Here is a 24,607-nt window from a genome sequence, read left to right as displayed (position 1 = left end):
GTGATCCAAGTCATTCTGTTGGCGAATATACCCGCCCCTTCCGGTCCGTAACCAACCGTACGGGCACCATGGGGCGGGGCCGGCGAAGGCTTTACCCCGCGTGCAGCTGCCAAGGTAAGTTAGGAACCGTGAAGATAGCTACCTGGAATGTGAACTCGCTCCGTGCCCGCGCCGACCGCGTCGAAGCGTGGCTGCAGCGCAGCGACTGCGACGTCCTGGCCATCCAGGAGACCAAGTGCAAGGACGACAACTTCCCCTGGGAACTCTTTGAGCGAATGGGTTACGAGGTGGCCCACTTCGGCGTCAACCAGTGGAACGGCGTGGCCATCGCCTCCCGGGTGGGGCTCGAGGACGTGGAGCGGACATTCCTGGACCAACCGTCGTTCGGCAAGGCCGGCAAGGATCCCGTGCAGGAAGCCCGGGCCATGGCGGCCACGTGCGGCGGCATCCGCGTCTGGAGCCTTTACGTCCCCAACGGCCGATCCCTGGACGATGAGCACATGCCGTACAAGCTGAAGTGGCTGGAAAGCCTCAAGACCCACGCCCAGGCCCTGATCACGGACGATCCCCAGGCTCAGGTGGCCCTGATGGGCGACTGGAACATCGCACCCTTCGACGAGGACGTCTGGGACATCGACCTGTTTATCAACAACCGGTCCACCCACGTCAGCCCGCCCGAGCGGGAGGCGTTCCACGCATTCGAAACCGCCGGCTACACGGACGTGGTGCGGCCCTATACCCCCGGCCCCGGCGTCTACACCTACTGGGACTACACCCAACTCCGGTTCCCCAAAAAGGAGGGCATGCGGATCGACTTCGTCCTGGCCTCCCCCGCCCTGGCAGCCCGCGTCACCGGCGCCGCAATCGACCGCGAGGAACGCAAGGGCAAGGGCGCTTCCGACCACGCGCCCGTGCTGGTGGAACTGGCGGACTGATGACCGTGGCCTGGACCCATGCAAGGAGACCGCAATGACGGGAAACCTCTACCGGGGCCAGGCCGGCCTGCCTTTCTCCTCCACCCTGCGCGTCTACGAACCCGTGGAAGCCTTTCCGGAGGAACAACGCCCGGCCATCGAGGCAGCCGGGGCGCAGGCAGTCTCGCGCGCCGCCGTCGAAAACGCTGAACTGCTGGCTTCGCTGGGACGCATCACCCGCTCCGGCGGGGACCCCTTCCCCACCGGACGCACCGACCTGGTCCGCGTCACCACGGCGCCGTCACCGGAAGGCGGAACGGCCGACGACGGCGCTGACGCCGACTCCGAGCCCGTCCTGCTGTACTGTCCCAGCCAGTTGGTCCTGCGCGCTGGCCTGGCAGCCAATGCCCTGATGGAAGGCATCCACGGTCCGTTGGCCGAGCTGCTGATCCCGGAGGAACAGCGGGACCGGCACCAGGAGCGGATCGACCTGGTGAAGGCCAGGGACGGTTCCGTCCGGGTGCACACGCGGGCGTCAACGTGGGGCATCCCGTTCAGCTGGTTCTCACTGTTCGCCGAATCCGACCGCAAGGATGTGGTGGAAGCCGGCGGGCGGATCCTCACCGTTCGGGTTTGGACGCCCATCACCGAAGCCCTGGAACGGGCCCGCTATGCCGTGGCCAACCTGGCCCTCGCCGCCCCGGACCTGGACATGCTTGACGACCTGGCCCAACTGACGGAATGGCTTGAGCTGTTCCACGTGAACTCCATGGTGGAGCTGGACTACGGCGCAGTGGCGGACAAGGTCTACCCGGACGAGTCGCCGATGGATATCAGGCTGGGCATCGAGTGCCTGGCGGAGGGTGACATGACCGGCGCTGCAGCGGCCTACCGGCGGCTTGCCTCGCGCTGGATCCCCATCCGGCAGCTGGCCCGCGCCTCATAACGGTTCCCTGGCTGTTAGAGGTGCAGTGCCCGTACAGGTCGTGGGCTGTTAGAGGTTTTGCGGCGGCGCCGTGGTGCGCCGGACAATCAGTTCATGGGGTGCCACCGCGGAGCGGACAGCTCCTGCCTGGCCATCCAGTTCGTCGAGCAGCATCTTGGTGGCCAGTTCGGCCTGCTCGTCCGGCCGTTGGCCCACGGTGGTGAGGCCCATGGCTTCTGCGAAGTCGTGGTTGTCGATACCCACCACTGACAGGTCGCCCGGAACACTGACGCCGGCGTGGTTGGCTTCGAAGATCACTCCCATGGCCATCTCGTCCGAAGCGCAGAAGATCGCCGTGGGCTTCTGCCCGGGCCGGGACCACAACCGGCGGAAGGCCTCCTGGCCGCTGCGGACGGTGAAGTCTCCCCATTCGTCCCATTCCGGCCGCGTCGGCAGGCCGGCCGCCGCCATGACGTCCTTGAACGCCAGGATGCGGACCCGGGGGACGTCGAAATTCAGGTCGGTCTCGTCGTCGCCATGCAGCAGGGCGATGTCCCGGTGCCCCAGGTCGATAAGGTGCCGGACGGCGGTGGAGGCAGCGGCGTAGTCATCGATGCCAATGTAGGGGCATTCCTCCACATGCCCTCCCACCACAACCAGCGGGATATCGATCTTCTGCAAGTGCTCGATCTCTTCATGGGTGAGCGCCATACAAAGGACCAGCAGGGCGTCAATCTGCTTGTAGACCATGGTCTTGCTGAACAGCCGCTCCCGGTTGCTGCCGTGGCCGCCGAGGTTGAACAGCGAAAGGTTGTAGTGGCGGGCATGCAGTTCGCGGTCAGCACCCTCGATGGCTTTGGAAAAGAACCAGCGGCTCACGAACGGAGCCAGGACGCCGATGGTCTTGGTCCGTCCGGTGGCCAGCCCCGAGGCTGAGGAGGATGCCACGTAGCCGAGATTCCCGGCCACTTCCAGGATCTTTTCCCGGGTGGCGGGCGAAACCCGCGGCAGTCCACGGACTGCGCGGGAGACGGTGGCTGTGGAGACTCCGGCGGCCGCCGCAACGTCCTCGATGCTGACGCCGTTATGGCCGCCCCGCTGGGACCTTTCCGTTGTCCGTGCCACCGTGTCCCCTCTGTAACTCCTTTTCGGCGTAGAGCCAGCCGGCCCTGCGTGTACCCTGGCCCTGTATTTTTCCATTGCGCGGCCAGGGAATGAAAACTTAGACAGCGCAAATCCACGCAGTTGCCGCGAAGGCGGATGCGCGCGTCAACGCCTACCTGCGGGCCGGCAGCTTCCTGCGCAGCCGCACCATGCCATACAGCGCCAGCAGTGTTGCCAGCAGGCCCAGCGCCCAGCCAAGGGCCGGTTGGGCGGTAACTTCCATCCACACGGTGACCACCAGCAGGACCAGTGCCCAGAACGCGAGGAAGCCGATGATGATGTCGAAGTCCTCGCCCGATCGGACCAGCCGGCTGCGGTTTCCCGCCCCCGGAGTGCGGGGGCGGGAACCGTTGTCCGTCACTTGACTGCACCTGCCGTGAGGCCGGCGACAATCTTGCGCTGGAAGACCAGCACCAGGATCACCAGCGGGATGGTGACGATGGTGCCTGCGGCCATGATGGCCGTGTAGGGGATCTGGTTGGGCTGGGCGCCGGCGAAGTTGGCGATAGCCACCGTCACCGGTTGGGTTGCGTCACTGGACAGCTGGCTGGCGATCAGGAACTCGTTCCACGAGGAAATGAAGGCCAGGATTGCCGTGGTGAAGATAGCCGGTGCCGCCAAGGGCATGATGACCTTCCGGAAGGCCTGCCCCTGCGTGCAGCCGTCCACGCGGGCCGATTCTTCAAGCTCCCACGGCATTTCCCGGAAGAACGAGGTCATGGTGTAGACCGTCAGCGGGAGCACGAAGGAGATGTTCGGAATGATCAGCGCCTGGTACGTGCCCATCCAGCCGATGTTGGTGAACAGCTGGAAGAGCGGGGTGATCAGGGCAACGCCGGGGAACATGGAAGCCCCAAGGATGAACCCGAGCACCAGGAACTTGCCTCTGAAGTTCAGCCGGGCCAGCGCGTAGGCCGCGAACACACCGATCAACAGGGACACGATGGTCACCACGCCGCCGATAAACACACTGTTCAGCAGCGCTTGGCCAAACCGGTTCCCGAAGGACGTATCAAACGCCGTTTTGAAGTTGTCCAGGGTGACATGCGTGGGCAGGATCGAGGTGTCGTAGGTGAACCCCACATCGCGGAACGCCGTGACCACCATCCAGTACGCCGGAGCCAGGCACCAGAGCAGGATGATTGCTGCGCTGAGGTAGGTGCGTCCCTGGGCCCACTTCTCACGGTTCTGCGCAGCCTTGCGGCCCTTGTCCTGCCGGGCGCGCAGCGCAGAGGCGTCTGCTGTTGCCGTGGTCATTTCTTCCCCTTTCCTGTGGCGCCGCTCTGTTCAACCACGTTCGCCCCGAGGAAGCGAACGAAGATGAAGGCGACGAGGAAGATGATGATGAAGGTAATGGTGGACAGTGCAGCTGCCGAGTTGAAGCCTTGCCTGATCTGGTTAATCACCAGGATGGACAAGGTGGTCGTATTGTTCGCGCCGCCGGTGAGGATGTAGGGCAGGTCGAACATGCGCAGCGCATCCAAGGTACGGAACAGGATGGCCACCATCAGCGCCGGCTTTACCAGCGGCAGGGTGATCAGCCGGAACCGCTGCCAGGCAGTGGCGCCGTCCACTTTGGCGGCTTCATAGACTTCCGCCGGAATCATTTGGAGACCGGCGAGGATCAGCAGCGCCATGAACGGCGTGGTCTTCCAGACGTCCGCAATGATCACGGCCCATTTGGCCGGCCACTCGCTGCCCGTCCACAGGATGGTGGTGTTGAACAGCTTGTTGGCGATGCCTTCGAACGCGAAGATGAAGAACCAAAGCTTGGCCGTAACGGCGGTGGGGATGGCCCAGGGCACCAGGACGGCTGCACGGACCAGGCTGCGTCCGCGGAACGTCCGGGCCATGATCATGGCCATCCAGAAGCCCAGGACAGTCTCCAGTGCCACCGTCACTACCGTGAAGAAGAAGGTAGTGGCCGTGGCAGACCAGAACTGGCCGCCCAAGGTGCCGGGGGGACAGGCGACGGTTCCGCCGTTTGGTGCTGCACACTGCTGCGCCAGCCAGTTCACGTAGTTCTGGATGCCTGCCGGGCCGCCCTGGGTGAAGAGGCCGGTAGCGGGGTCCAGGCCGGCGTCCTTCTGGAAGGACATGACGATGGCGCTGATGATCGGGTAAACAATCACCACCGCGAGGGCCACGATGGTGGGGGCGAGCAGCCAGGAAGCCCAGCGCCCCTGGCTTGCGATCCTGTTGTCCTCCCCTACGCCTTTGGGGGCGTGATGGACGGGGGTACCGCCCGACGCCGGTGACTTGACCGGCGTCGGGCCTAGTTCGGTTGCCATGGCAGAACTACGATCCCGCACCAGCGGATTCGATGGACTTCTGCATGTCAGAGAGTGCGCTTTCCACTGACTTTTCTCCCTTGATTGCCGGGTATGCGTTGTCTTGGATTGCTTTGGTGACCGCCGGGTAGAACGGTGTTACGGGACGCGGCACGGCGTTCTCGATGGACGTCTTCAGGACCGGCAGGTAGGGCAGCTTGGCAACCAGTTCCTTGTCCTCATAGAGCGAACCAAGCACCGGAGCCAGCGAACCCTGGGTAGCGTAGAACTTCTCAGTTTCCTCGGAGGTCATGAACTTCAGGAAGTCCAGCGCGGTGGCCTTGTTCTTGGAGTAGACGCTGACGGCGAGGTTGTGTCCGCCAAGCGAGGAGGCACCGGGGCCGTCCTTGCCGGGCAGGGCGGCCAGGCCCGTCTTGTCCTTCACTGCGGACGAGCCTTCAGTGGTGATCAGGTTGAAGGCGTAGGGCCAGTTGCGCAGGAACAGGAGCTTTCCGCTCTGGAAGGCCTGCCGGCTGTCCTCTTCCTTGTAGGTGATGGCTTCCTTGGGGATGTTGCCATCGGCGTAGGCCTTCGCCAGGTTTTCCAGGCCGGCTTTGGCCTCGGGGGTGTTCAGGTTGGGCTTGCCATCCTTGTTGAGGACGGAGCCGCCGGCCGAGTTGATGGCCTCGGAGGCGTTTACGGTGAGACCCTCGTACTTGCTGAACTGGCCGGCGTAGCAGCCGATGTTGTTCTGCTTGGCGATGGAGCACATGCTCATCATCTCGTCCCACGTTTTGGGCGGGGTGGGAACGAGGTCCTTGCGGTAGTAGAGGATGCCACCGTCAGAGGTCTGCGGGGCAGCGTACAGGGTGCCCTTGTAGGTTCCGCTCTCCACGGTTGGCTTGAGCATGGCGCTGGTGTCAATCGCCATCTTGTCCTTCAGCGGCTGCAGCCAACCCTTGGCCGCAAACTCCGCGGTCCAGATAACATCCACATCCACAACGTCGTAGTCGGACTGCTTTGCCTGGAAGTGCTGGACGAGGTCGTCGTGCTGCTGGTCGGCCTGGTCGGTCTGTTCCTTGAACGTGACCTTTTCGTTCGGGTGCGCGGCGTTCCACTTATCGACCAAGGGACGGACCACGTTGCTGTTGTCCTTGCCCTGGACGTAGGTGATGGGCCCGCGGCCGTCGAGGTTGGCGTCAGCGTCACTGCCTCCACCGCCCGTGGTGCCCCCTCCACCTCCGCCGCCGCAGGCGGACAACGTAAGGGCCAGAATGCCGGCCGTGGCAGCCGGAAGCAGGAATCTCGGGGTTTTCATTAGCTTGAAGCTCCTCGCTGAGTGACAAGTAAGTCGACAGTGCGCTTGCTAGGTGAGGTTGATGTGGTGACAGTCACACTAGTAAGGTAGCTGTCGGGAATGCAAGCGTTTACATCAAAAAGTTATCAGAGGGGAACCAAATGCCAGACCCGACCGTTCCGGCACCCAGTCCAAGTCCCTCTGCCTGGTGGGCCGACGCAGTCGTGTACCAGATCTACCCCCGTTCCTTCGCAGACGGCAACGGCGATGGCATGGGAGACCTGCGCGGCGTCCTGGACCGGCTCCCCTACCTCGAACGGCTGGGTGTGGATGCTATCTGGCTGTCGCCGTTTTACAAGTCACCGCAGGCCGACGGGGGATACGACGTAGCGGACTACCGTCAGGTCGACCCGCTTTTCGGGTCTCTGCCGGACTTCGACGCCATGTTGCAGGAGGCTCACCGCCGGGGCATGAAGGTCATTGTGGACCTGGTGCCCAACCACACTTCCGACGGACATGTCTGGTTCCGCGAGGCGCTGGCCGCAGCACCGGGCAGCCCCGAACGGAACAGGTACATTTTCAGGGACGGCAAGGACGAGGTGCCCGGATCCGGCGACGGCAGGCGGGCGCCCAACAACTGGAAGTCGGTGTTCGGCGGCCCGGCGTGGAGCCGGGTGGCCAACCCTGACGGGTCGCCGGGACAGTGGTACCTGCACCTTTTCGACACCAAGCAGCCGGACCTGAACTGGGACAACCCCGAAGTCCACGAGGAGATGCGTTCGGTGCTGCGGTTCTGGCTGGACCGGGGCGCCGACGGTTTCCGCGTGGACGTTGCCCACGGCCTGGTGAAGGAGGCGGGACTGCCTGACTGGGACGGAGTCGCTGCCATGGTGGAGGGAACGTCCGTTCCGCACCCTGAAAGCCACCTCCCAGGGGATGCACCCCATGCCCACACCGATGCCGAGGAACCGCACAGGGCAGTCTCCCCGATGTATCCGCCGTCGCCGTTCTTCGACCAGGACGGTGTGCACGCGATCTACCGCGACTGGAACCAGGTCCTGGCCGAATACGGCGGAAACCGGATGATGGTTGCCGAAGCATGGGTGGAACCGGCTGAGCGGCTGGCTCGCTACGTCCGGCCCGATGAGATGCAGCAGGCCTTCAACTTCGATTTCCTGCTGGCCGGCTGGGATGCCGAACGCATGGCTGACGCCATTGACGCCTCGCTGGCAGCGGCAGCATCAGTAGGTGCTCCCTGCACATGGGTGCTCAGCAACCACGACACGGTGCGTCATGCCACCCGGTTCGGGCTGACGGATCCCACCACTTTTCCAAAGGGCATTGGCCCTGACGACGAACAACCGGACGCATCCCTGGGCCTGGCCCGGGCCCGGGCCGCCACGCTGGTTGCACTGGCCCTGCCGGGTTCGGCCTACCTTTACCAAGGTGAGGAGCTGGGACTTCCGGAGCACACTACCCTCCCTGCGGAGGCCAGGCAGGACCCGACGTTCTTCCGGACCCACGGCGCAGAAATCGGGCGCGATGGTTGCCGGGTTCCGCTGCCGTGGGCAGGGGAAGAACCCGGTTATGGTTTTTCCCAAGGCGCTTCCGCAAAAGCGCCCGAACCGTGGCTCCCGCAGCCCGAAAGCTTCGGCCCTCTAGCCGCCGACAAACAGGACGGCGAGGACGGCTCAACGCTGGAGCTCTACCGCGCAGCGTTGGCGTTCAGGGCAGCCCAGCGCCTGGGCAGCGGCACCGTGGAGTGGACCGATGAACACTCGCCGGGCACCGGGCTGCTGGCTTTCCGCAATGGGGAAACAGTGGTCTTGTCCAACATGAGCTTCGCCTCGGCCCCCGTGCCCGAAGGTTATGCCGTGGTCCTTTCCAGCGGTCCCGAACCCGCCGAAGAGTGGGCCGCCATCCAGGAAATCCCCGTGGACTGCACTGTTTATCTTCAAAGCAGGCAGCGCCTTGAAATCGGCCGGCATCTTCACGGCGGTCGGTAACCGGGAAGGGCGTGCAGTACCGGCAGCAGCGCCCGCCGGCACCAGGGGCAACCTAGCGGACGCGCTCGGCCCGGCTGAAGCGCGTCCGCGCCCCTGCCCCGATGTGGATGAGGACCGGCACCTCCTTGCCCACAACGGACTCCAGCGCGTGCACGAGTCCTGACACCTCGGCCGCGAGCAGATGCGGTGCGACACCCTGGCGCGGAAGAAGACGGACCTTCAATGCGGGCGAGCCCTTCACGTCATAGGCAGTGACCGTGGCACCGGCCAAGTCCGGTCTCCCCTCCAAAGCCTGCTTCAGCGCCTGTTCCGCTACCCCGCCGCCGATGCGGACGTCGCCGGGGGTGTCACCGGGATCGTATTCGGCTGCGAGGAGGTTCGACCGGCCTTTTCCTTGCTGGGCGATCCAGGCCACCATGAGGCCCATCAGCCCCAGCAGCGCCACTGCCACGACAATCCACAACCAGCTTTCCGACCGGCCAGGGAACCGCGTGGACTCGAAAAGCCGGGTGAGCCCGCCCCAGACCCCGCCGGACCAGGCGTGCCACCAGGAAGCAACGGGAGGAACGGCCGCCAACAGCACCAACAGGATCCCTGCTCCAAGCAGGGCCAGGCCCAGCACAGTGAGCAGGATGCGGTTGAGCAGTGCCGGGGTGCTGTTCATGCCCCAACCACCCCGGAAGCAGTGACGTTGACGCGCGGAACGGGAGCAGGTTCCAGCAGCATCTGGTCCAGCTCGTCGCGGATTGCGTCCAATACCCTGTCCTGGTCCACGGGGATTCCGGACGTGGGACGCACGTTGACCAGCACCTGTCGCTGGGAAACAACCACCATGACCTGTTCAGGCGTGACGTTGGCGGCCAGGCGCGCGCGGCGGGCAAGCGAGGATGCAATGACCTCGTCATCCACCACCACGGCCGGGAGGCCCTCGCCGGGTGCACCGGCCAGCAGGTGGCGGGCGCGTTTTCCTGGGAGGACCCCATTAAGGAAGAAGATCAGGCCCAGCATGGCAAGGACGGCGCCAATCGCTGACAGCAGCAGCGGGGAGATCCCGGCCGGAAGGTCCACGATGCGCTGGGCGGCAACCTGCGGCTCAATGAGCCAGGCGGGCTGGCCCACGGCGTGGACCCCGGATTCCAGCACGCCGTAGGCAGCCAAAATTAGGACGAGGGCAGCGGCGGCAATGGACACGGAGGCACGGGAGGAGTGGGTCTCACGGTAAAGGACCCTGCGCATGAGGGTCCCGGTGCTCCCCCGGGTCTCCTCAGCCGCCCCGCGGTCTTCCACGCTGCTGCTCACCGCACCCGCCCTCCTGCACTGGTCCTTGCTGTGCTGATCCTTGCCCCGCTGATGCGGATATCCACGCGGCTCAACCGGGAACCGCTCAGTTCGGAAACTGTTGCCAGGATGGTTGCCTTGGCCCTGACGGTGCGGTCCCAGACGGACCCGCCGGCCGCCTGCACCCGTGCCGGCTCCAGCACCACGGACTGCAAAGGCGGGATGCTGATGGGGGCAACGAGGGATAAAGCCAGCAGGCCGTCGTCGTCCGTCCAATCCGCCCGAACATCCTGGGCGTCGACGCCCAAGGCCTGCGCCGCCGCCACCCTGGCAAGGCTGGTCAATGCCTGGGTGCTGATCCGGTTGTGGCCGCCGAGCACCTGCCCAGGCATAACGGGTGCGGGTGTTGTCATGAGGAGGAACGCCGGCCGGTGATGGCATCTAAGACGCCGCGCAGGTCCAGTTTCCCTTCCGCAGCCCGGCCCAGGAGCGCTCCGATGGCCATGAAGAGCAAGGAGACAAGGAAGCCCCACAGCCCGAATTGCAGGGACATGAAAGCCACGAAGGCGCCCATCGCCACGCCTGCCACCGTGAGGCTCACAGCAGTGCCTCCCGTTCGGCCGTTGCGGGCGGGGTGGTTTTGACGGGCGGGGGCACGTAGACGTCCGCTATTTCCACGTTAACCTCGATGACCTGCAGGCCCACCAGTTCCTCGACGGCGCGGTAGACAGCGGCGCGGACCGCATTGGCCAGTGAGTGCAGGGGTGTTCCATAGCTTGCCACCAGGGTGATGTCCACTGCTACCTGGGTTTCGCCCACTTCAGCACGGACACCGGCGGCGTGGTCGGAGCTTCCGACGGCGTCGCGGATGGCGCCCAGGGCACGGGACGGACCCGACCCAAGGGAATAGACGCCCGGAACTGCCCGCGCGGCGATTCCTGCGACCTTGGCCACCGCAGTCTCGGAGATGACGGTCCGTCCGGGGCCCGGGGCCGGGCTTGCGGCGGGACGGCTTGGCACCACGGGTTGTGGGTTCTGGTATTCCATCAGGCACTCCCCCTTCTGTTGCTTCCACCCTATCCCCAGCCTGTGACACTGCGCTGGAAGAGACATCAGGGGTTAAAGCAGAAAAGCACCAGTTCCGAAGAACTGATGCTTCCCAGTGGTGGCTCCGACCGGCGTCGATCCGGTGACCTTTCGATTTTCAGTCGAACGCTCTACCAACTGAGCTACAGAGCCTAGGTGACTAGTCACCATGACAGCCGGAATCTCTTCCAACAATCAGAGCGACCCTGACGGGACTTGAACCCGCGACCTCCGCCGTGACAGGGCGGCGCGCTAACCAACTGCGCTACAGGGCCTTGCGTTTCTTGCTTCGCAGTATCTCTACCGCTTTTTTCAAGGCTTCCAGCCTACCAGACTTTTTTAGCCTGCTTGACCAGTTCCTTGAGTACCCCCAACGGGATTCGAACCCGTGCCGCCGCCGTGAAAGGGCGGTGTCCTAGGCCGCTAGACGATGGGGGCCAGAACCTGTCCGGAGCAAAATAAAAGGCGTCAAGCGGGGCTTTCCGTCTTTGTCCTTTGCGTTCTCCGAACGGGACTCCACAACTATAGGGGGTAACCGGGAATATTCCAAAATTGGCGCATGACCCCACTTTTCCAGCGCCTTACGGGTAAAGATGGACGGATGGATGCCGTCGCAGCGCTCAACGAGATTGCTTTCTGGCTGGAGCGCGGACGCGCCGCCACCTTCAAGGTCCAGGCCTTCCGCAAGGCGGCAGCTGCCATCAACCCCCTTGGCCCTGACGAAGTGGCATTGCGGGCCCGCACCGGCCGGCTCAAGGCCATGAAGGGAATCGGCGACCGGACCTACGCTGTCATCCGGGAGGCCGTGGACGGGCAAGTGCCCGGCTACCTGGCAGACCTCAGGGAGAAGGGCACCCAGCCGTTGGCATCCGGTGGGGCAGACCTCCGGGCGGCGCTCCGTGGCGACCTGCACAGCCACAGCGAATGGTCCGACGGCGGCTCCCCCATTGAGTTGATGGTGGCTGCTGCGGAGGTGCTGGGCAGGGAGTACCTGGCCCTGACCGACCACTCCCCCAACCTCACCATCGCCAATGGACTGTCGGCCGAGCGGCTGGTGGACCAACTGGACGTAGTGGCGGGCATCAACAGCAACGGCGGGGCCACCCGGCTCCTGACCGGGATCGAAGTGGACATCCTGGAGTCCGGCGAGCTCGATCAGGAGCCGGAACTGCTGGACCGCCTGGACATTGTGGTGGCCAGCGTCCACTCAAAGCTGCGCGCCGACCGGAAAACCATGACTACCCGGATGCTCGGCGGCATCCAGGATCCGCAGACCAACATCCTGGGCCACTGCACCGGGCGGCTCGTCGAGGGCTCGCGCGGAACCCGGCCGCCGTCGGACTTCGACGCCAAGGAAGTGTTCGCAGCGTGCGCGGAACACGACGTGGCCGTCGAGATCAATTCCCGCCCGGAGCGGCAGGACCCACCGGACGCCCTGATCCAGTTGGCGCTGGAGGCGGGCTGCCTGTTCTCCATCGACAGTGATGCCCACGCGCCGGGGCAACTGGACTTCCTGCAGTACGGCGCGGAGCGGGCAGCCCGCAACAACGTGCCGCCCGAACGGATCATCACCACCTGGCCGGTGGATAAGCTGCTCGCCTGGGCTGGCGGACAGTAGGGACGGCAAAAGTAGTCGCTGGGGAAAGAAAGGGTCGGCGTAAATACAGGGCGGCCTTCCCGCCACGGCAGCACCAGCCCGCTGCAGCTCCGTTATTTGGCGGCGTCGGCCAGCTTCTGCCGGAAATCCGCTTTGGTGTTTAGCGTCAGCTTCTCCCCGTTAAGGAAGAAGGTGGGCGTGCCGTTGACACCAAGGGCATTGCCGTCGGCGATATCGGCCAGGATGCGGTCTTCGGTTTCGGGGTTGGCGACGGCGGCATCGAACTCCGCGAGGTTGAGCCCCAACTCCTGCGCGTAGGTGCGGAACAGGGGCGCCTGGGATTGCTGGTTTCCAGCCCACTGGGACTGGTGTTCGAACAGCTTGTTGGCCATCTGCTGGTACTGGCCCTGTTGCGCGGCCGCCTCCACAGCAAGCGCTGCCTGGCCGGAGTTGGGGTGGGCGGACAGCGGAAAGTACCTGTTGACGAACGTGATCCTGTCCCCGAACTCCGCTTTGAGCTCCTCCACAAAGGGGTGCACGGCCCCGCAGGAGGGGCACTCGAAGTCGAGGAATTCCACTAGCTGCCCCTTCTCCTCGGGGGGTGCGGTGAGCCGGTGGCTGTCCGCGCGCACGAGTTGTTCCTGGCCGGCTGCCGGGGATGCGGACTGCGGGGGCTTGGTGGCAGCGAAAAGGGCATACCAGGCCACCCCGCCCAAGACGATGACAGCCATTGCGATCCACATGATTCTCCGGATAAGGCGCGGGGTATCACGGGCGGGAACCTGGGGGGAGACCATAGTCCGCATCCTAACCGAGGGCACCGACGTGGCCGATTCCCGCCAGTCCGATGCCGGCATCCGCCGTAGATTTATCCCATGCCTTCCACCAGTCCCGCGCGTCAACCTCTTCCTCCGCAAGCTCCAGCGGCTGCTCCCGTCAAGGCACTGGGCGTGGCGGCCATGGTGGTCACCGTGGTCCTGTGGGCCTCAGCGTTCGTGGGCATCCGGGCCATCGGCCCGCACTTCTCCCCCGGCTCCCTGACACTGGGCAGGCTGGCGATTGCCGCCGTCGTCCTGGCTTTCCTGGTGGTGCCACAACTGCTCAAGAGCCGGCTGTTGCCCCAGGGCCGCGAATGGCTGCCCATCCTCGCCTACGGGGTGATGTGGTTCGGCGGGTACAACGTGGCATTGAACGCAGCGGAGCACATCCTGGATGCCGGCACCAGCGCCTTGCTGATCAACGTCAACCCCATCCTGGTGGCCATCATGGCGGGCGTCTTCCTCAAGGAAGGCTTTCCGCGCTGGCTGCTGATCGGCAGCACGGTGGCGTTTTCCGGGGTCGCGTTGATCGCCTTTGGCTCGGGCCGGCCGCGTGTACCAGGGGAAAGTTCGACGGCGGACCTGGCGGGTGTGGCGCTTTGCCTCCTTGCAGCGGTGCTCGCCGCGGTCAGCGTCATCATCCAGAAACCGGTGGTGCGGAAATTCCCCGCGGCCCAGGCAACGTGGTTCGGCATCGTGGTGGGAGCCCTGTGCTGCCTGCCCTTCGCGGGGCAGCTGGTGTCCGAAGTGCAGGCCGCCCCGCCGCAGGCCACGCTGGGGCTGGTGAACCTGGGCGTTTTCCCGACCGCCATCGCCTTCACCACCTGGGCTTACGCCTTGTCGCTGGTCGATGCCGGGAAACTCGCCGCCACCACCTACCTGGTCCCCGGCACCACCGTCCTCATCTCCTGGCTGCTCCTGGGCGAGATCCCCACCGCATGGGGGCTGGTGGGCGGGCTGGTGTGCCTGGTGGGAGTGGGGCTGACCCGGCGCAGGGCGCCGGCGGAACGCATCCGGCATCAACGCTTCCAGCGGTAGGGTCTGGGCATGACAGCCAACCTGCCGCCGGGCCTGCCGATCGTTCCTGACGGAGGGCATGAGCCTTCCGGTTTCACTATGTCCCCCGACGACTTTGAGGCCGCTGTCCAGGACGCCCTCGACAGCATTCCGGAGCGGCTGGCCCGCGCCATGGACAACGTTGCGGTCTTCATCGACGACGATTACGTTCCCGGGCCCGGGGAAGACCCGGACACCGTGCTGCTGGGACTGTACGAAGGGGTTCCGCTGACGGAGCGCGATTCGTGGTGGGACGCCGGTTCCCTCCCGGACCGGATCACGATCTTCCGCGAACCCATCCTGGAAATCTGCGCCTCCCGGGACGACGTAATCCACGAAGTTGCCGTGACCGTGGTCCACGAAATAGCGCACCACTTCGGCATTTCCGATGACCGACTGCATGAACTGGGCTGGGGCTAGCCTTGTAAGCATGGGACATGACCACAGTCACAGCCACGGGATCACCGGCACCGGGCGGCACCGGAAGCGGCTTGTGGTCGTCCTGGGGATCACCCTTGGCGTGGTGGCCATCCAGATCGTGGGTTCCATTTTCTCCGGGTCGCTTTCCCTCCTGGCGGACGCCGGACACATGCTCTCCGACGCGGCCGGCGTTACCATCGCCCTGCTGGCTGCGTGGATCGCGGGCCGCCCCGCAAGCGATCAGCGGACCTATGGCTTCCAGCGCGCGGAGGTTCTCGCGGCACTGGCCAATGCGCTGATCCTGATCGTGATTTCCGTCGTCATATTCACCGAAGCCATCAGGCGGTTCGGCGCACCCCCGGAAGTGCGGACGGACATCATGCTGTTTGCCGCCGTCCTCGGCGCCGTCGCCAACCTGGTATCGCTGCTGGTCCTGCGAACGGCGCAGGAGGAGAGCCTGAACATCCGCGGCGCCTACCTGGAGGTGATGGGCGACCTCTTGGGCTCGGTGGCCGTCATCATCGCAGCGGTGGTGATAATGCTGACCGGCTTCCAGGCAGCGGACACCATTGCCTCCGTCCTGATCGCGCTGATGATCCTCCCGCGGGCCTGGAGCCTGCTGCGCGACGTGGTGGACGTCCTCCTGGAAGCCAGCCCCAAAGGAGTGGAGGTCCAGATGATCCGGGAACACATCCTTTCCGTGGCGGGTGTGACGGACGTGCACGACATCCATATCTGGACCATCACGTCAGGCGTACCGGTGTTCTCCGCCCACGTGGTGGTGGAGGACGGAGTACTCAACGCCCGCGGCGCCGACCAGCTGCTGGACAAGCTCATCACCTGTCTGGGCTCGCACTTTGATACCGACCACTGCACCTTCCAACTGGAGCCCGCCAGTCACTCAGAACATGAGGAACGCCAACACGCCTGATCCGACACACCCCGCAAATTTTGCCCGTAATGACACTGTTGTGGTTTATGTTATTGATGTGACTGCTGTTGCTAATGTGCAAACGGTCACGTAACCTCGGACTGCTGGCGAGCAGCTGAGGGGCACGGTTGTGCCACATCCAGAACCTCACTCCCAGCCTTACCGTTGCGAGGTCTCTGCAGATGGCTTTATCCGGATCCGGCCGCAGGACGGCCGTGCTGTGCGCCGCCGTCGTCCTTTTTGCTTCCGTGGCAACACCTGCAGCCGCGGTCCCGGCGCCATCCCTTCCCTTGACCGTTCCGGCGTCGCCCGGGATTCCCTCGCCCGAGGACATTGCCGCGGCCAAGGCCAGCGAGTCCGCGACGGCGGATAAGGTCACCGACATCGAGCGCATCCTGGCCGACGCGTCCACCGCCCAGCAAGCCGCGTTCGCCGTGGCCATGCAGGCCAATAACGCCTACAGCGAGGCATTGGTGGAACTGCAGCAGCGGACCGAAGCGGCGTCAGTGGCCTCGGCCAAGGCCGGATCCGCCCGGGAACAGCAGGACAAAACCCGCAAGCAGGTGGGCCAGCTCGCCGGTGACCTATACCGGAACGGCGGCCTGAACCCCACCCTCGGAACCCTGGCCAGCGGCGGTGAAAGCCTGCAGCAGGCCGCTACGCTCGAGGCCCTCTCTGCCAGCCGCAGCCGGGCCTTCGAAGCTGCCGACGCCGCAGCCACTGCCTACCGTTCGCTGACCGCGGCTGCGGAGGACGCCACCAAGGCCGCCGACGATTCGGCCAAGACTGCGGAACAGCGGAAGTCCCAGGCGGAACAGGCGAATGCCGCGCAGGCGAAGGCAGTGGCCGACGCCAAGGCCCAGCGTACCGTCCTGGTGGACCAGCTCGCACAGCTCCGCAACACCACGGTGGCGCTAGAGTCAGCGCGCGTAGATGCTTTGGACCGGCAGCGCGAGGAGGCCCGCCTCGCCGCGCTGTCCGCCGCCGCGGACAAGGCCGCAGCGGACAAAGCCGCCCAGGATCAGGCAGCCCAAAACCAAGCTGGGCAAAACCGGGGTGCCGGCCAGAACAACCGCAGCCAGGACGTGGCACCTGCGGCTCCCGCTCCGGCAGCAGCGGCCCCCGCAGCGCCTGCCGCACCGGCACCTGTTGCCCCCGCACCGGCGCCTGCTGCGCCGGTTGCTCCGGCACCTGCCCCTGCTGCGCCTGCACCTGCCCCTGCTGCCCCCGCACCCGCGCCCGCTGCTCCGGCACCCGCACCCGCGCCCGCTCCGGCGCCGGCGCCGGCACCTTCAACGGGTTCGGGCACGTATGAAGCAGCAATCTCCGTGGCCCTGGGAAAGGTGGGCGCTCCGTATTACTACCAGTGGGGCGGAACCGGCGTCTATGGTTTCGACTGCTCCGGATTAGTGCAGAACGCCTTCGCCGCAGCCGGCACCTACCTGCCGCGCACCGCTTCCCAGCAGTACGCGGCCGCCCCGGTCCACGTCCCGATTTCACAGGCCCGCCGCGGCGACCTGCTGGTCTGGGGCTCGGCACCGAACTTCTACCACGTGGCGATCTACCTGGGCAACGGCCAGGTGGTGCAGGCCCTCAACCCGCAGGAAGGCATCACCGTTTCCAGCATCAGCTCCATGGTGGGCATGGAGCTTTACCCGTACGCGGCCCGCTACTGATCCTCACCCACGCGGACCGTCCGCCGGGCGGCGCGGCATTGAAATCCGCCGCCGCCGTCGTCAGCTCAGAATGTCCTTGGTGACGAACCGGCCGTAGGCGAGCGCCCCGAACACTGCCACGTAGCCTGCCTGGAGCAGCGCGTTGCTGGCGAAAGAATCCCACACCACCGGCTGGCGCAGCATGTCGCCGAAGCCAAGCCAGTAGTGGCTGAAAAGCCACGGGTGCAGCCACTCCAGCTGCGGCAGCTGGTCGGCGATCTGCGACACTACCGAGACAACCACGGTGGCGGCCATTGCCCCGACGGGAACCACTGTCAGGGTGGACAGGAACAGCCCAATCGCGGAAAGGCCCGCCAGGGATATCGCCAGGTAGGCGGCGATCAGCACGATGCGCAGGGCAGCTTCGCCCGGCTGGACCACGCCCCCGGAGAGCAGCGTCACCGGGCCTACCGGGAAAAGCGCGGCTCCGATGGCCGCACCGGCTGCGCCCACCGTTAAGGGTGCCGCGACGCAGAAGGCCAGCGCGCCTGCGTACTTGACCAGCAGGAGCCGCACCCGTCCCGCCGGCGCCACCAGCAGGTACCTGAGGGTTCCCAGGTTCGCTTCCCCGGCGATGGTGTCCCCGGCCACCACGCCCACCGCGAGCGGCATGAACAGCGGTACGGAGACCAGCATGGCGGTGAAGGCAACGAACAGGCCGTTTTGGGTGATCCGGTCAAGGAAGGCGGGACCCCGGCCAGGCGGAACGTTGGAGGAGACCCTCACTGCGATGGCGATGAGGACCGGGATGGCGGCCAGGGCCAGGAGCAGCGCCCAGGTGCGCCGGCGCCCGAACAGGACCTTGAGCTCGGACCCAAGCAGGGAGAATCCGGAGCTTCGCGGGGCTGCTGCCGGCCGGGCCGTTCCGGCGGCTTCGGGCATGTCGGCGGGCACGCTACTGGGCAACGTCGAATCCTTCCCCGGTAAGGGCAACAAAGCGGTCTTCAAGGCTTTCACGCTCGACGACGAAGCCCCGGACCCGGACGCCGGCCTGCACCAGGTGCGCCACAACGTCCTCCGGGAGCACCCCCGGCTGTTGGGCGCCGGTTTGAAGCACCGCTACAACAGTCTCCCCGTCGGGTTGAGAACTCGGTCCAGCCTGTCCGGGTTCAGGCGCCAGCCCGAGGCGGGCCAGGACCTCCCGGGCCCTCCCGCCGTCGGGTGTCACCAGCCGGAGCCGGGTGGACCCGGCTTGCCGCAGTTCAGCGAGCGGCCCCTGCGCCACGAGCCTGCCCGCGCTCATGACGGCGGCGTGGGTGCACATCTGGTCCACCTCGGCCAGCAGGTGGCTGGAGACAAAAACGGTGGTGCCCTCATGCGCCAGCGACCGCACCAGGTTGCGGACTTCCCTGGTGCCCTGCGGATCCAGCCCGTTGGTGGGCTCGTCCAGCACCAGCAGGTCCCGCGGCGAGAGCAGGGCGTTGGCAATGCCCAGCCGCTGCTTCATTCCCAGCGAGTACGCGTGCACCCGTTTGCCTGCGGCGTGCTCCAGGCCAACGCGTTCCAGCGCCTGCTGCACGCGCGCCTTCCGGGTGGCGGGCACAGTATGCCGGCTGGCTGAATCCAGCCGGTGGAGGTTGGCTGCGCCGGAGAGGAAAGGGTAAAAGGCCGGCCCTTCAACCAGGGCCCCCACGCGCGGCAAGACCTCGTGGAGTTTGTCCGGCATCTCGCGGCCCAGCAGGCTTACCGTCCCGGCGGACGCAGCCGCCAGACCCAGCAGCATGCGGATGGTGGTGGTCTTGCCGGATCCGTTGGGCCCCAGGAAGCCGAAGACTGTCCCGTGCGGAACGGCCAGGTCCACGTGGTCGACGGCGGCCTGCTGGCCAAAGTGCTTGCTCAGGCCACGGGTTTCAATCGCCAGCGCGCCGCTCACCGCACAGCCCCCGCCCGGCCACCACTCCCCGTCCGGCCACCACTTACTGGGCCGCTGCTGCTGACTGCAGCCGTTCCGGCGGCACCATTCCCGCGAAGATCCGTCCGTCGTCGGTGACCAGGACGTTGACGAGTGCCGTGGAGAGCAGCCGGCCGCCGGGTACGGCGACGGCAGCCTGGGACAGCAGTGGATCCTTCAGGACGGATTCGGCAGCCGAGGCATTGCCATGCGCCGTGCCCACCACGGTTTCCCAACCGGTGCCGGTGACGGACACCTGTCCCTTGGCACCCTTGTGCATGGCGTCCTGGTGGGAACCGTCCGGACGCTCACGGGACTTGTCCGGAACGGGGAGTTCCTTGACGGTGCTGCCCGGCGGCGGGGTGAAGGCGAAGACGGACTGGTCGGGGACGGCCAGGGAGAGGCTGGTGAAACCAGAGCTGAAAGCGGGCTTGTCCGCTCCACGTGCGGTCACCTGGACGGACAGGGGCAAGCCGTTGCGACCGTCGACGGCGATGGCCACCTTGCCCACCAGGGTTGCGTCGCTGCGTGGTTCGATCAGCAGGTTGTATGCTGCCCGGCCGGCAACGGAAACGTCCGGCCCCACGGAAACGGCGGTGGTGGGGTCAACCTTGGACAGGAACTGCTGGGCCACCTCGGCCGGGGTATGCACCCCGCCCGCCCCTTGATGGTCTTTTGGCTGTGCAGGGTCATGGGCGGGCAACGCCAGGTGCGCCGCCGTGTTGTCCTTCGACGAATAGAACCACACGTCGCTGCCGTGGCGGACCACGTCCCGCTCGGCCAGTTGGTCCATCACCTGGACCCGGGCATTGTCCTTTCCATCCAGGAAGACCCGCGCACTGTGTTTGCCGGACAAAAGCTCAATCACCGAAGCTACGCTGCCCGGGGAGGCAGGCGTGGACGGCTTTCCGGCGGCAGGTAGCTCTGGCAGCCCCAGGTCGGCCGACTGCTCCACGGTCCCCGAGAATGCCTGGACCTGGTGGCTGGCTGCCAGTTCCAGGACCTGGGCGGGCGTCTTGGCAGGCAGGGGGTCGCTGGCCCCTGCCGGGAGGGATCCAGCGAGGGCGCCCGCGGCTATGACTGCCGGGGCCGCCACGGCAGGCAGCCACCGCAGCCACACCCGGCGACCTGGTGCTGTTTTATTGACTTGCAAGCGTCCGCTGGAACCCAGCCTGTTGGAGCCCATAAAGAAAGACTACCCCTGTGCTGGTGGCTCCGCGCCCCTTGGCAGCCCTCCATCCCGGAGCGTTCCTGGATGTTCCGGCACCACGGTTCCCGCGCCGCCGTCGACCGTTATTCTTTGGCCTGTGCTGATGCGCGCGGTGGCGTCCGCCACTCCCACTACGGCGGGAATGCCGTACTCCCTTGCCACCACGGCGCCGTGTGAGTTCGCTCCGCCCATCTCCATCACCAGCCCTCCGGCCGTGAGGAACAGCGGTGTCCAGCCGGGGTCCGTGGAGGGCGCCACCAGGATCTCGCCCGGCTCGAGGCGGGCGCCGACCGGATCCAGGATGACCCTTGCCGGGGCAGTGACCATACCCGCCGAAGCCGGGCTGCCGGCCAGAATTCCATTCCCGGAAGCTCCGTCCCCGGAGTTTCCGACGGCGGCCCGCACCGCTTCCGGTTCGGTCCCGTCCGAGAGCAGCACCCTGGGGATGTGCCGGCGCCTGAGCTCCCTTGCGTACTCCTGGCGGCGGGCTGCGACAACCCGCCGAAGGCCCTGGCCCGGCCCTTCGGTGTCCCGGGCGTTGTCCGCCAGTGCTTGACGGGCCTCAGCGAAGTCCAGGAAGAAGACGTCCTCCCGGCACTCAATGGTGCCCGCCTGCTCCAGCTCCCTGCCCACCAGGAGCAGCTGCCTGCGGACTTCCCCGAGGCCGGTCACCAGCAGGTACTTTGGCAGCTCCCGAAGGCCGGCAAACAACCGCGCCCTCCGCAGCGCAGCAGCCATCAGCATGCCCCTGATCCTGCCACGGGCGGCGGCCTGGGCGACCAACCGGGCCACCTGCTCTTCCGCGTCCTCGGCTGCCTTGCTGAACTGGGCATCAGGTGCCAGGGCCGGGTTATCCAGCCGGAGGTAGTTGGCAAGGACTCCCAGGATGTGTGCCGGCTCCTCCAACCATCGCGGCAGTCCGACGTCGATTTCACCCACTGCCCGCTGGCCGTACCTGTCCAGGAACCTTCCCAGGCCGGCGTCCAGGCGAGCCGGCAGCTCCCCGGCATGGAAAGCGGCCGCCAGGTCGGAAGGATTCTCCGTCAGGAGCGCGGTGCGTGAGTCAGCATCTTCCTGGATGGCCGTTGCGAGGCGCCACAATTCCAGGTCCATTTCCGTGGTGACATTGTGCGGCAGGCCGCGGATCACCGGCTGCAGTTCGTCCCACGCATCCCCGCCAAGCAGCTTTCCGGCAAGGCCCAACATGGCGAAGCCCAGGGCGGGAAGGGGCAGGATGGCCGGCACAATCAAGAACAGTCGTGACCCAACCAGCGATTCGGCGTGGTCGAGGCGCGCCATGGTGTCAGCGCCCGTATCGGGAGCCAGTGAGGCCTCAAAGTCCCGGGTGAACTGGTCCAGCCGGTGCAGTGCCGCGCGGGGCCGGAGGAGGGCATGGACGAGAGTGGTGGGAACCTTGGCGCGGATCGCCACTGGCGCGACGTGGCGCAGCAACCCGAACGGCGTCCTCCTGGTTACCGAAAAGGCCGGGTCCTCCATCAGGCGGCGCATGACGGCGGCGGTCCGCGCTTCCATGATGTCGAAGACCCGGGGAATGATGCGCCGGCCTATGGCGCTGCGGATGGGGGTGGTGAAGTCGACGTAGATCCGCTGCCCGGCCTCGGCATAGGGTGACGGTCCGCTCCGGGGATCAGGAACAGGAAAGCCGGCGGCCGTGGCCACGGAGGAAGCAATCAGGCGGACAGCCGCGAGCCCCATGGGGGTGAGCGGCCGGGTCAGCCCCTGGGCCAGGCTGAAGCAGAGGTACGCCCTGGTGCCGGCAACGGATTTCGCCCGCGGAGCCAGGCCCGCGGCACCGTTGCTCCTCGGAACCGGGTACAGCGTGGTGATCGGCCGGGACTGGGTGAGCCAGAGGACGCCTGCGTGGTCTATGGCCCACTCAGTGTCCTGCGGGGCGCCGAAGTGCTCCTGGGCCTGCAGGCCCAGGCTGGCAAGCGCACGCAACTGGCTGCCCGTCAGGCAGGCAGCAGCATGGCCTTCCGGCAACTCCCGGATCTGCGTCCCGCCACCAGGAAGTGGCCGCACCTCGATGCCCTTGGCGCCCAGTTCCTGTTCCACCACCCTGCCGGTCAGCGCATCGACCACGAAGTGGTCCGGATTGACCGCGCCGGAGACCACCGCCTCGCCCAGGCCTGGACTGGCATCCAGCATTACCTGCCGGCGGCTGCCGGTGAGGGGATTCGCCGTGAACATGACACCCGCGGTCTCGGCATCCACCATCCGCTGCACCACCACCGCGAGCGCCACCCCCGCAGGGTCAATCCCCAGGCTAGCCCGGTACGCCGTTGCCCGGTCTGTCCAAAGCGAGGCCCAGCAATGCCGGACAGCCTCCAGCACCGCAGGCATTCCCACCACGTTGAGGTACGTGTCCTGCTGCCCGGCAAAACTGGCGAAGGGCAGGTCCTCAGCGGTGGCCGAAGACCTGACGGCGACCGGTACGTCGGGACCGAGGGCGGCGTAAGCCTGTTCCACGGCTTGGGCAACGTTGCCCGGAATTGGAGCTGCCAGGATTGCTGCCCGTGCCGTTCCGGCCAGACCGGCTATGTCGGGTGGATCCTCGGCGCCGGCCCGTGCTGCCTCCTCCAAGGCTGCGTAGACCCCTGCCAGCGCGGGAAGCAGGGTGTCTGAAGCGCCGATGGCCTGCCGGTATCCGACGGTCGTCAGGCAGAACCCGTCAGGGACCGGCAATCCGGCGGACAACAGCTCACCGAGGTTGGCTGCCTTGCCGCCCACCAATGACAGCATTCCGGCGCCGAGGCCGCGCAACTCCAGCACCAGCGCATCCGCGCCGGTGCCGGCCAACGGCGGCCCTTGCTGCGCCATGTTCCAGGTGCCGTTTGCCTGAAAGCCGTGCTGCCTGGCAGTCCCGGGCCTGGCCTAGGCGACGTCGCCCAGGATTGGGCCGAACCGTCCCCGGTCCGCCATGCGCGGGTCCTCCCTGTCCGGGACCACCATGACCGGTCCCTTGGCGTGGTGGAGCACGCCGTCGGACGTCGAACCCAGGAGCATCCCGGTGAAGCCGCCACGGCCGCGGGTGCCCACTACCACCAGCTCCACGTGGCGGCTTTCTTCAACGAGCACGTCAACCGGCGAACCGTCCTTCAGCTCGTACTCGGCCTCAAGGTGGGGGTAGTGGCTGCGAAGCCAGGCCATGCCGGCCTCCAGGGTGACCCGGATGTCGTCGAACAGGGCCTTGCGGTCCATCGGCGCCGGCACCCAGGCCAGGGAACCGCTGTACTGGGGTACGGCGCACACCACGCGCAGGGAGGCGCCAAGACGTTCGGCCTGGTCAGCTGCTTCGAGGACGGCAACGCGCGCCTGCTCGGAACCATCCACCCCGACCACCACGACGTTCTCCACTTGCCGGTGCCCGGACTTGGCCTGCTCAGCCTTGACCCGGCGGTCCTCAGTGGTCTCGCCGAGCCGGTCCGAGCAGAACAAGGGCACCGTCACTGTGGGGCATTTGGCATGGGCGGGAAGTGCACTGCTGACCGAGCCCAGGAGCCGGCCCACGAAACCGCCGCGGCCGCGGGTTCCCACCACCAGCAGTTCCGCGCTTTCGGAGATCTCCAGCAGCACTCCTGCCGCGTCACCGTTTTCTACGGAGGAAGTCACGTCCACGTCGTACGGCGCAATCTTCTCCAGCGCCTGCTTGAGGATGGCCTCGGCACCTTCACGGATGACGGAATCGTCCACCGTGGCGTAGCCGCCGTCCAATCCGGACGCGGCGAAGATCGGGACAGAGTAGGCGGTGACGATATGGAGGGGACGACGGCGGCGCTGGGCTTCCCGTGCGGCCCACACCAGGGCGCACTGGCCATGGTCCGAGCCGTCAACGCCCACCACGATGCCATGGGGAGCGTCAGACGCACCGCCACCATCCCGGGCCGGGTCCGGATGCAACTCTCGTGAGCCCATGGGGGCCGCCTCCTCGCGATACGCCTAATGTTGCGGCTATTCTGCCAGAAAACGGCCCCTCCCCCGCACATCCCGATTCCGGGCTGCACCGGC

The 24,607-nt window shown here is 66.3% G+C and carries 24 protein-coding genes and 3 tRNA genes; 8 read left to right on the top strand and 19 right to left on the bottom strand.

From position 1 onward, the window contains the following. Nucleotides 1-128 precede the first annotated feature (128 nt). Together LFT44_RS02370 and LFT44_RS02365 are read left to right on the top strand one after the other, a co-directional pair. Nucleotides 129-935 (top strand): exodeoxyribonuclease III, encoded by an 807-nt coding sequence (locus LFT44_RS02370; protein ID WP_236800879.1) that lies wholly within the window; start codon nt 129-131, stop codon nt 933-935. Between the two features lie 34 nt (nt 936-969). Beyond that, complete coding sequence (locus tag LFT44_RS02365) at nt 970-1,860, top strand: hypothetical protein (RefSeq protein WP_236800878.1); 891 nt, start codon at nt 970-972, stop codon at nt 1,858-1,860. A gap of 48 nt (nt 1,861-1,908) precedes the next feature. Here LFT44_RS02365 and LFT44_RS02360 read toward each other — a convergent pair whose 3' ends face one another. The 5 genes from LFT44_RS02360 to LFT44_RS02340 all read right to left on the bottom strand — a co-directional run bounded on the left by LFT44_RS02360 (nt 1,909) and on the right by LFT44_RS02340 (nt 6,591). Further along, nucleotides 1,909-2,964, bottom strand: coding sequence for a LacI family DNA-binding transcriptional regulator (locus tag LFT44_RS02360; RefSeq protein ID WP_236800877.1), 1,056 nt, complete (start codon nt 2,962-2,964; stop codon nt 1,909-1,911). Nucleotides 2,965-3,115: 151 nt separating this feature from the next. Then, the gene (locus tag LFT44_RS02355; protein WP_236800876.1) at nt 3,116-3,364 is read right to left on the bottom strand and encodes a hypothetical protein; all 249 of its coding nucleotides are present in this window, start codon (nt 3,362-3,364) and stop codon (nt 3,116-3,118) included. Beyond that, nucleotides 3,361-4,260: a carbohydrate ABC transporter permease gene (locus LFT44_RS02350; RefSeq protein WP_236800874.1), complete on the bottom strand. Its 900-nt coding sequence runs from the start codon at nt 4,258-4,260 to the stop codon at nt 3,361-3,363. Before LFT44_RS02350 ends, LFT44_RS02355 begins: the two co-directional genes overlap by 4 nt. Continuing rightward, nucleotides 4,257-5,294: a carbohydrate ABC transporter permease gene (locus LFT44_RS02345; RefSeq protein ID WP_236800872.1), complete on the bottom strand. Its 1,038-nt coding sequence runs from the start codon at nt 5,292-5,294 to the stop codon at nt 4,257-4,259. The genes LFT44_RS02350 and LFT44_RS02345 overlap by 4 nt, the downstream gene beginning before the upstream one ends. A gap of 7 nt (nt 5,295-5,301) precedes the next feature. Next, a complete protein-coding gene (locus LFT44_RS02340) occupies nt 5,302-6,591 on the bottom strand; it encodes an ABC transporter substrate-binding protein (RefSeq protein ID WP_236800870.1) in 1,290 nt (429 codons plus the stop codon). 140 nt (nt 6,592-6,731) lie between these two features. Between LFT44_RS02340 and LFT44_RS02335 the strand changes: the two genes are divergently transcribed. Next, nucleotides 6,732-8,576, top strand: a complete 1,845-nt coding sequence (locus LFT44_RS02335) for a glycoside hydrolase family 13 protein (protein WP_236800869.1) — start codon at nt 6,732-6,734, stop codon at nt 8,574-8,576. Between the two features lie 52 nt (nt 8,577-8,628). Here the strand turns inward: LFT44_RS02335 and LFT44_RS02330 are convergent, their stop codons facing one another. From LFT44_RS02330 to LFT44_RS02295, 8 genes are all read right to left on the bottom strand, one after another. After that, on the bottom strand, nt 8,629-9,240 hold the full coding sequence (locus tag LFT44_RS02330) for a hypothetical protein (protein ID WP_236800868.1): 612 nt from the start codon (nt 9,238-9,240) through the stop codon (nt 8,629-8,631). Next, on the bottom strand, nt 9,237-9,875 hold the full coding sequence (locus LFT44_RS02325; protein ID WP_236800867.1) for a hypothetical protein: 639 nt from the start codon (nt 9,873-9,875) through the stop codon (nt 9,237-9,239). Before LFT44_RS02325 ends, LFT44_RS02330 begins: the two co-directional genes overlap by 4 nt. Next, nucleotides 9,872-10,267, bottom strand: a complete 396-nt coding sequence (locus LFT44_RS02320) for a hypothetical protein (RefSeq protein WP_236800866.1) — start codon at nt 10,265-10,267, stop codon at nt 9,872-9,874. The genes LFT44_RS02325 and LFT44_RS02320 overlap by 4 nt, the downstream gene beginning before the upstream one ends. Further along, nucleotides 10,264-10,455 carry a hypothetical protein gene (locus LFT44_RS02315; RefSeq protein WP_236800865.1) on the bottom strand — a complete coding sequence of 64 codons (192 nt, stop codon included), beginning with the start codon at nt 10,453-10,455 and terminating at the stop codon, nt 10,264-10,266. Before LFT44_RS02315 ends, LFT44_RS02320 begins: the two co-directional genes overlap by 4 nt. Then, nucleotides 10,452-10,901, bottom strand: coding sequence for an Asp23/Gls24 family envelope stress response protein (locus tag LFT44_RS02310; protein ID WP_236800864.1), 450 nt, complete (start codon nt 10,899-10,901; stop codon nt 10,452-10,454). The genes LFT44_RS02315 and LFT44_RS02310 overlap by 4 nt, the downstream gene beginning before the upstream one ends. Nucleotides 10,902-11,017: 116 nt before the next feature. Further along, a tRNA-Phe gene (locus tag LFT44_RS02305) sits at nt 11,018-11,093 on the bottom strand. A gap of 48 nt (nt 11,094-11,141) precedes the next feature. Next, nucleotides 11,142-11,215, bottom strand: a tRNA-Asp gene (locus tag LFT44_RS02300). Nucleotides 11,216-11,305: 90 nt separating this feature from the next. Then, nucleotides 11,306-11,378: transfer RNA gene (locus LFT44_RS02295), tRNA-Glu, on the bottom strand. A gap of 163 nt (nt 11,379-11,541) precedes the next feature. On the opposite strand from LFT44_RS02295, the gene LFT44_RS02290 reads away from it, so the two are divergent. Further along, nucleotides 11,542-12,558 carry a PHP domain-containing protein gene (locus LFT44_RS02290; protein WP_236802773.1) on the top strand — a complete coding sequence of 339 codons (1,017 nt, stop codon included), beginning with the start codon at nt 11,542-11,544 and terminating at the stop codon, nt 12,556-12,558. A gap of 92 nt (nt 12,559-12,650) precedes the next feature. Here the strand turns inward: LFT44_RS02290 and LFT44_RS02285 are convergent, their stop codons facing one another. Then, nucleotides 12,651-13,334, bottom strand: coding sequence for a DsbA family protein (locus tag LFT44_RS02285; RefSeq protein WP_236800863.1), 684 nt, complete (start codon nt 13,332-13,334; stop codon nt 12,651-12,653). Nucleotides 13,335-13,412: 78 nt separating this feature from the next. Between LFT44_RS02285 and LFT44_RS02280 the strand changes: the two genes are divergently transcribed. From LFT44_RS02280 to LFT44_RS02265, 4 genes are all read left to right on the top strand, one after another. After that, nucleotides 13,413-14,393: a DMT family transporter gene (locus LFT44_RS02280; protein WP_236800862.1), complete on the top strand. Its 981-nt coding sequence runs from the start codon at nt 13,413-13,415 to the stop codon at nt 14,391-14,393. Between the two features lie 9 nt (nt 14,394-14,402). Further along, complete coding sequence (locus LFT44_RS02275; protein ID WP_236800861.1) at nt 14,403-14,831, top strand: metallopeptidase family protein; 429 nt, start codon at nt 14,403-14,405, stop codon at nt 14,829-14,831. A 10-nt stretch (nt 14,832-14,841) separates the two neighbouring features. Continuing rightward, a complete protein-coding gene (locus LFT44_RS02270; RefSeq protein ID WP_236800860.1) occupies nt 14,842-15,762 on the top strand; it encodes a cation diffusion facilitator family transporter in 921 nt (306 codons plus the stop codon). A 182-nt stretch (nt 15,763-15,944) separates the two neighbouring features. Next, entirely contained in the window at nt 15,945-17,438 is a 1,494-nt protein-coding gene (locus LFT44_RS02265; RefSeq protein ID WP_236800859.1) for a C40 family peptidase, read from the top strand. 60 nt (nt 17,439-17,498) lie between these two features. Here the strand turns inward: LFT44_RS02265 and LFT44_RS02260 are convergent, their stop codons facing one another. The 5 genes from LFT44_RS02260 to LFT44_RS02240 all read right to left on the bottom strand — a co-directional run bounded on the left by LFT44_RS02260 (nt 17,499) and on the right by LFT44_RS02240 (nt 24,514). Next, entirely contained in the window at nt 17,499-18,359 is an 861-nt protein-coding gene (locus LFT44_RS02260; protein WP_236802771.1) for an ABC transporter permease, read from the bottom strand. Nucleotides 18,360-18,372: 13 nt separating this feature from the next. Continuing rightward, on the bottom strand, nt 18,373-19,350 hold the full coding sequence (locus LFT44_RS02255) for an ABC transporter ATP-binding protein (RefSeq protein ID WP_236800858.1): 978 nt from the start codon (nt 19,348-19,350) through the stop codon (nt 18,373-18,375). Between the two features lie 43 nt (nt 19,351-19,393). Further along, on the bottom strand, nt 19,394-20,473 hold the full coding sequence (locus tag LFT44_RS02250) for a LolA family protein (RefSeq protein WP_236802769.1): 1,080 nt from the start codon (nt 20,471-20,473) through the stop codon (nt 19,394-19,396). A 90-nt stretch (nt 20,474-20,563) separates the two neighbouring features. After that, nucleotides 20,564-23,419, bottom strand: coding sequence for a PEP/pyruvate-binding domain-containing protein (locus LFT44_RS02245; RefSeq protein ID WP_236800857.1), 2,856 nt, complete (start codon nt 23,417-23,419; stop codon nt 20,564-20,566). A gap of 54 nt (nt 23,420-23,473) precedes the next feature. Further along, complete coding sequence (locus tag LFT44_RS02240; protein ID WP_236800856.1) at nt 23,474-24,514, bottom strand: universal stress protein; 1,041 nt, start codon at nt 24,512-24,514, stop codon at nt 23,474-23,476. Between the last annotated feature and the right edge of the window lie 93 nt (nt 24,515-24,607).

It is taken from the genome of Arthrobacter sp. FW306-05-C (genome assembly GCF_021801725.1).
Taxonomy (GTDB): domain Bacteria; phylum Actinomycetota; class Actinomycetes; order Actinomycetales; family Micrococcaceae; genus Arthrobacter.
The sequence above is the reverse complement of the archived record's forward strand: the minus strand, read 5'-3'. Positions and strand labels throughout refer to the sequence as shown.

Bases quoted from the DNA above. Each gene is read 5' to 3' on its own strand.
- LFT44_RS02275 (WP_236800861.1), top strand. From the start codon at position 14,403: ATGACAGCCAACCTGCCGCCGGGCCTGCCGATCGTTCCTGACGGAGGG.
- LFT44_RS02350 (WP_236800874.1), bottom strand. From the start codon at position 4,260: ATGACCACGGCAACAGCAGACGCCTCTGCGCTGCGCGCCCGGCAGGAC.
- LFT44_RS02245 (WP_236800857.1), bottom strand. From the start codon at position 23,419: ATGGCGCAGCAAGGGCCGCCGTTGGCCGGCACCGGCGCGGATGCGCTG.
- LFT44_RS02265 (WP_236800859.1), top strand. From the start codon at position 15,945: ATGGCTTTATCCGGATCCGGCCGCAGGACGGCCGTGCTGTGCGCCGCC.
- LFT44_RS02310 (WP_236800864.1), bottom strand. From the start codon at position 10,901: ATGGAATACCAGAACCCACAACCCGTGGTGCCAAGCCGTCCCGCCGCA.
- LFT44_RS02340 (WP_236800870.1), bottom strand. From the start codon at position 6,591: ATGAAAACCCCGAGATTCCTGCTTCCGGCTGCCACGGCCGGCATTCTG.
- LFT44_RS02330 (WP_236800868.1), bottom strand. From the start codon at position 9,240: ATGAACAGCACCCCGGCACTGCTCAACCGCATCCTGCTCACTGTGCTG.
- LFT44_RS02270 (WP_236800860.1), top strand. From the start codon at position 14,842: ATGGGACATGACCACAGTCACAGCCACGGGATCACCGGCACCGGGCGG.
- LFT44_RS02240 (WP_236800856.1), bottom strand. From the start codon at position 24,514: ATGGGCTCACGAGAGTTGCATCCGGACCCGGCCCGGGATGGTGGCGGT.
- LFT44_RS02320 (WP_236800866.1), bottom strand. From the start codon at position 10,267: ATGACAACACCCGCACCCGTTATGCCTGGGCAGGTGCTCGGCGGCCAC.
- LFT44_RS02280 (WP_236800862.1), top strand. From the start codon at position 13,413: ATGCCTTCCACCAGTCCCGCGCGTCAACCTCTTCCTCCGCAAGCTCCA.
- LFT44_RS02290 (WP_236802773.1), top strand. From the start codon at position 11,542: ATGGATGCCGTCGCAGCGCTCAACGAGATTGCTTTCTGGCTGGAGCGC.
- LFT44_RS02335 (WP_236800869.1), top strand. From the start codon at position 6,732: ATGCCAGACCCGACCGTTCCGGCACCCAGTCCAAGTCCCTCTGCCTGG.
- LFT44_RS02345 (WP_236800872.1), bottom strand. From the start codon at position 5,294: ATGGCAACCGAACTAGGCCCGACGCCGGTCAAGTCACCGGCGTCGGGC.
- LFT44_RS02365 (WP_236800878.1), top strand. From the start codon at position 970: ATGACGGGAAACCTCTACCGGGGCCAGGCCGGCCTGCCTTTCTCCTCC.
- LFT44_RS02260 (WP_236802771.1), bottom strand. From the start codon at position 18,359: ATGCCCGAAGCCGCCGGAACGGCCCGGCCGGCAGCAGCCCCGCGAAGC.
- LFT44_RS02285 (WP_236800863.1), bottom strand. From the start codon at position 13,334: ATGGTCTCCCCCCAGGTTCCCGCCCGTGATACCCCGCGCCTTATCCGG.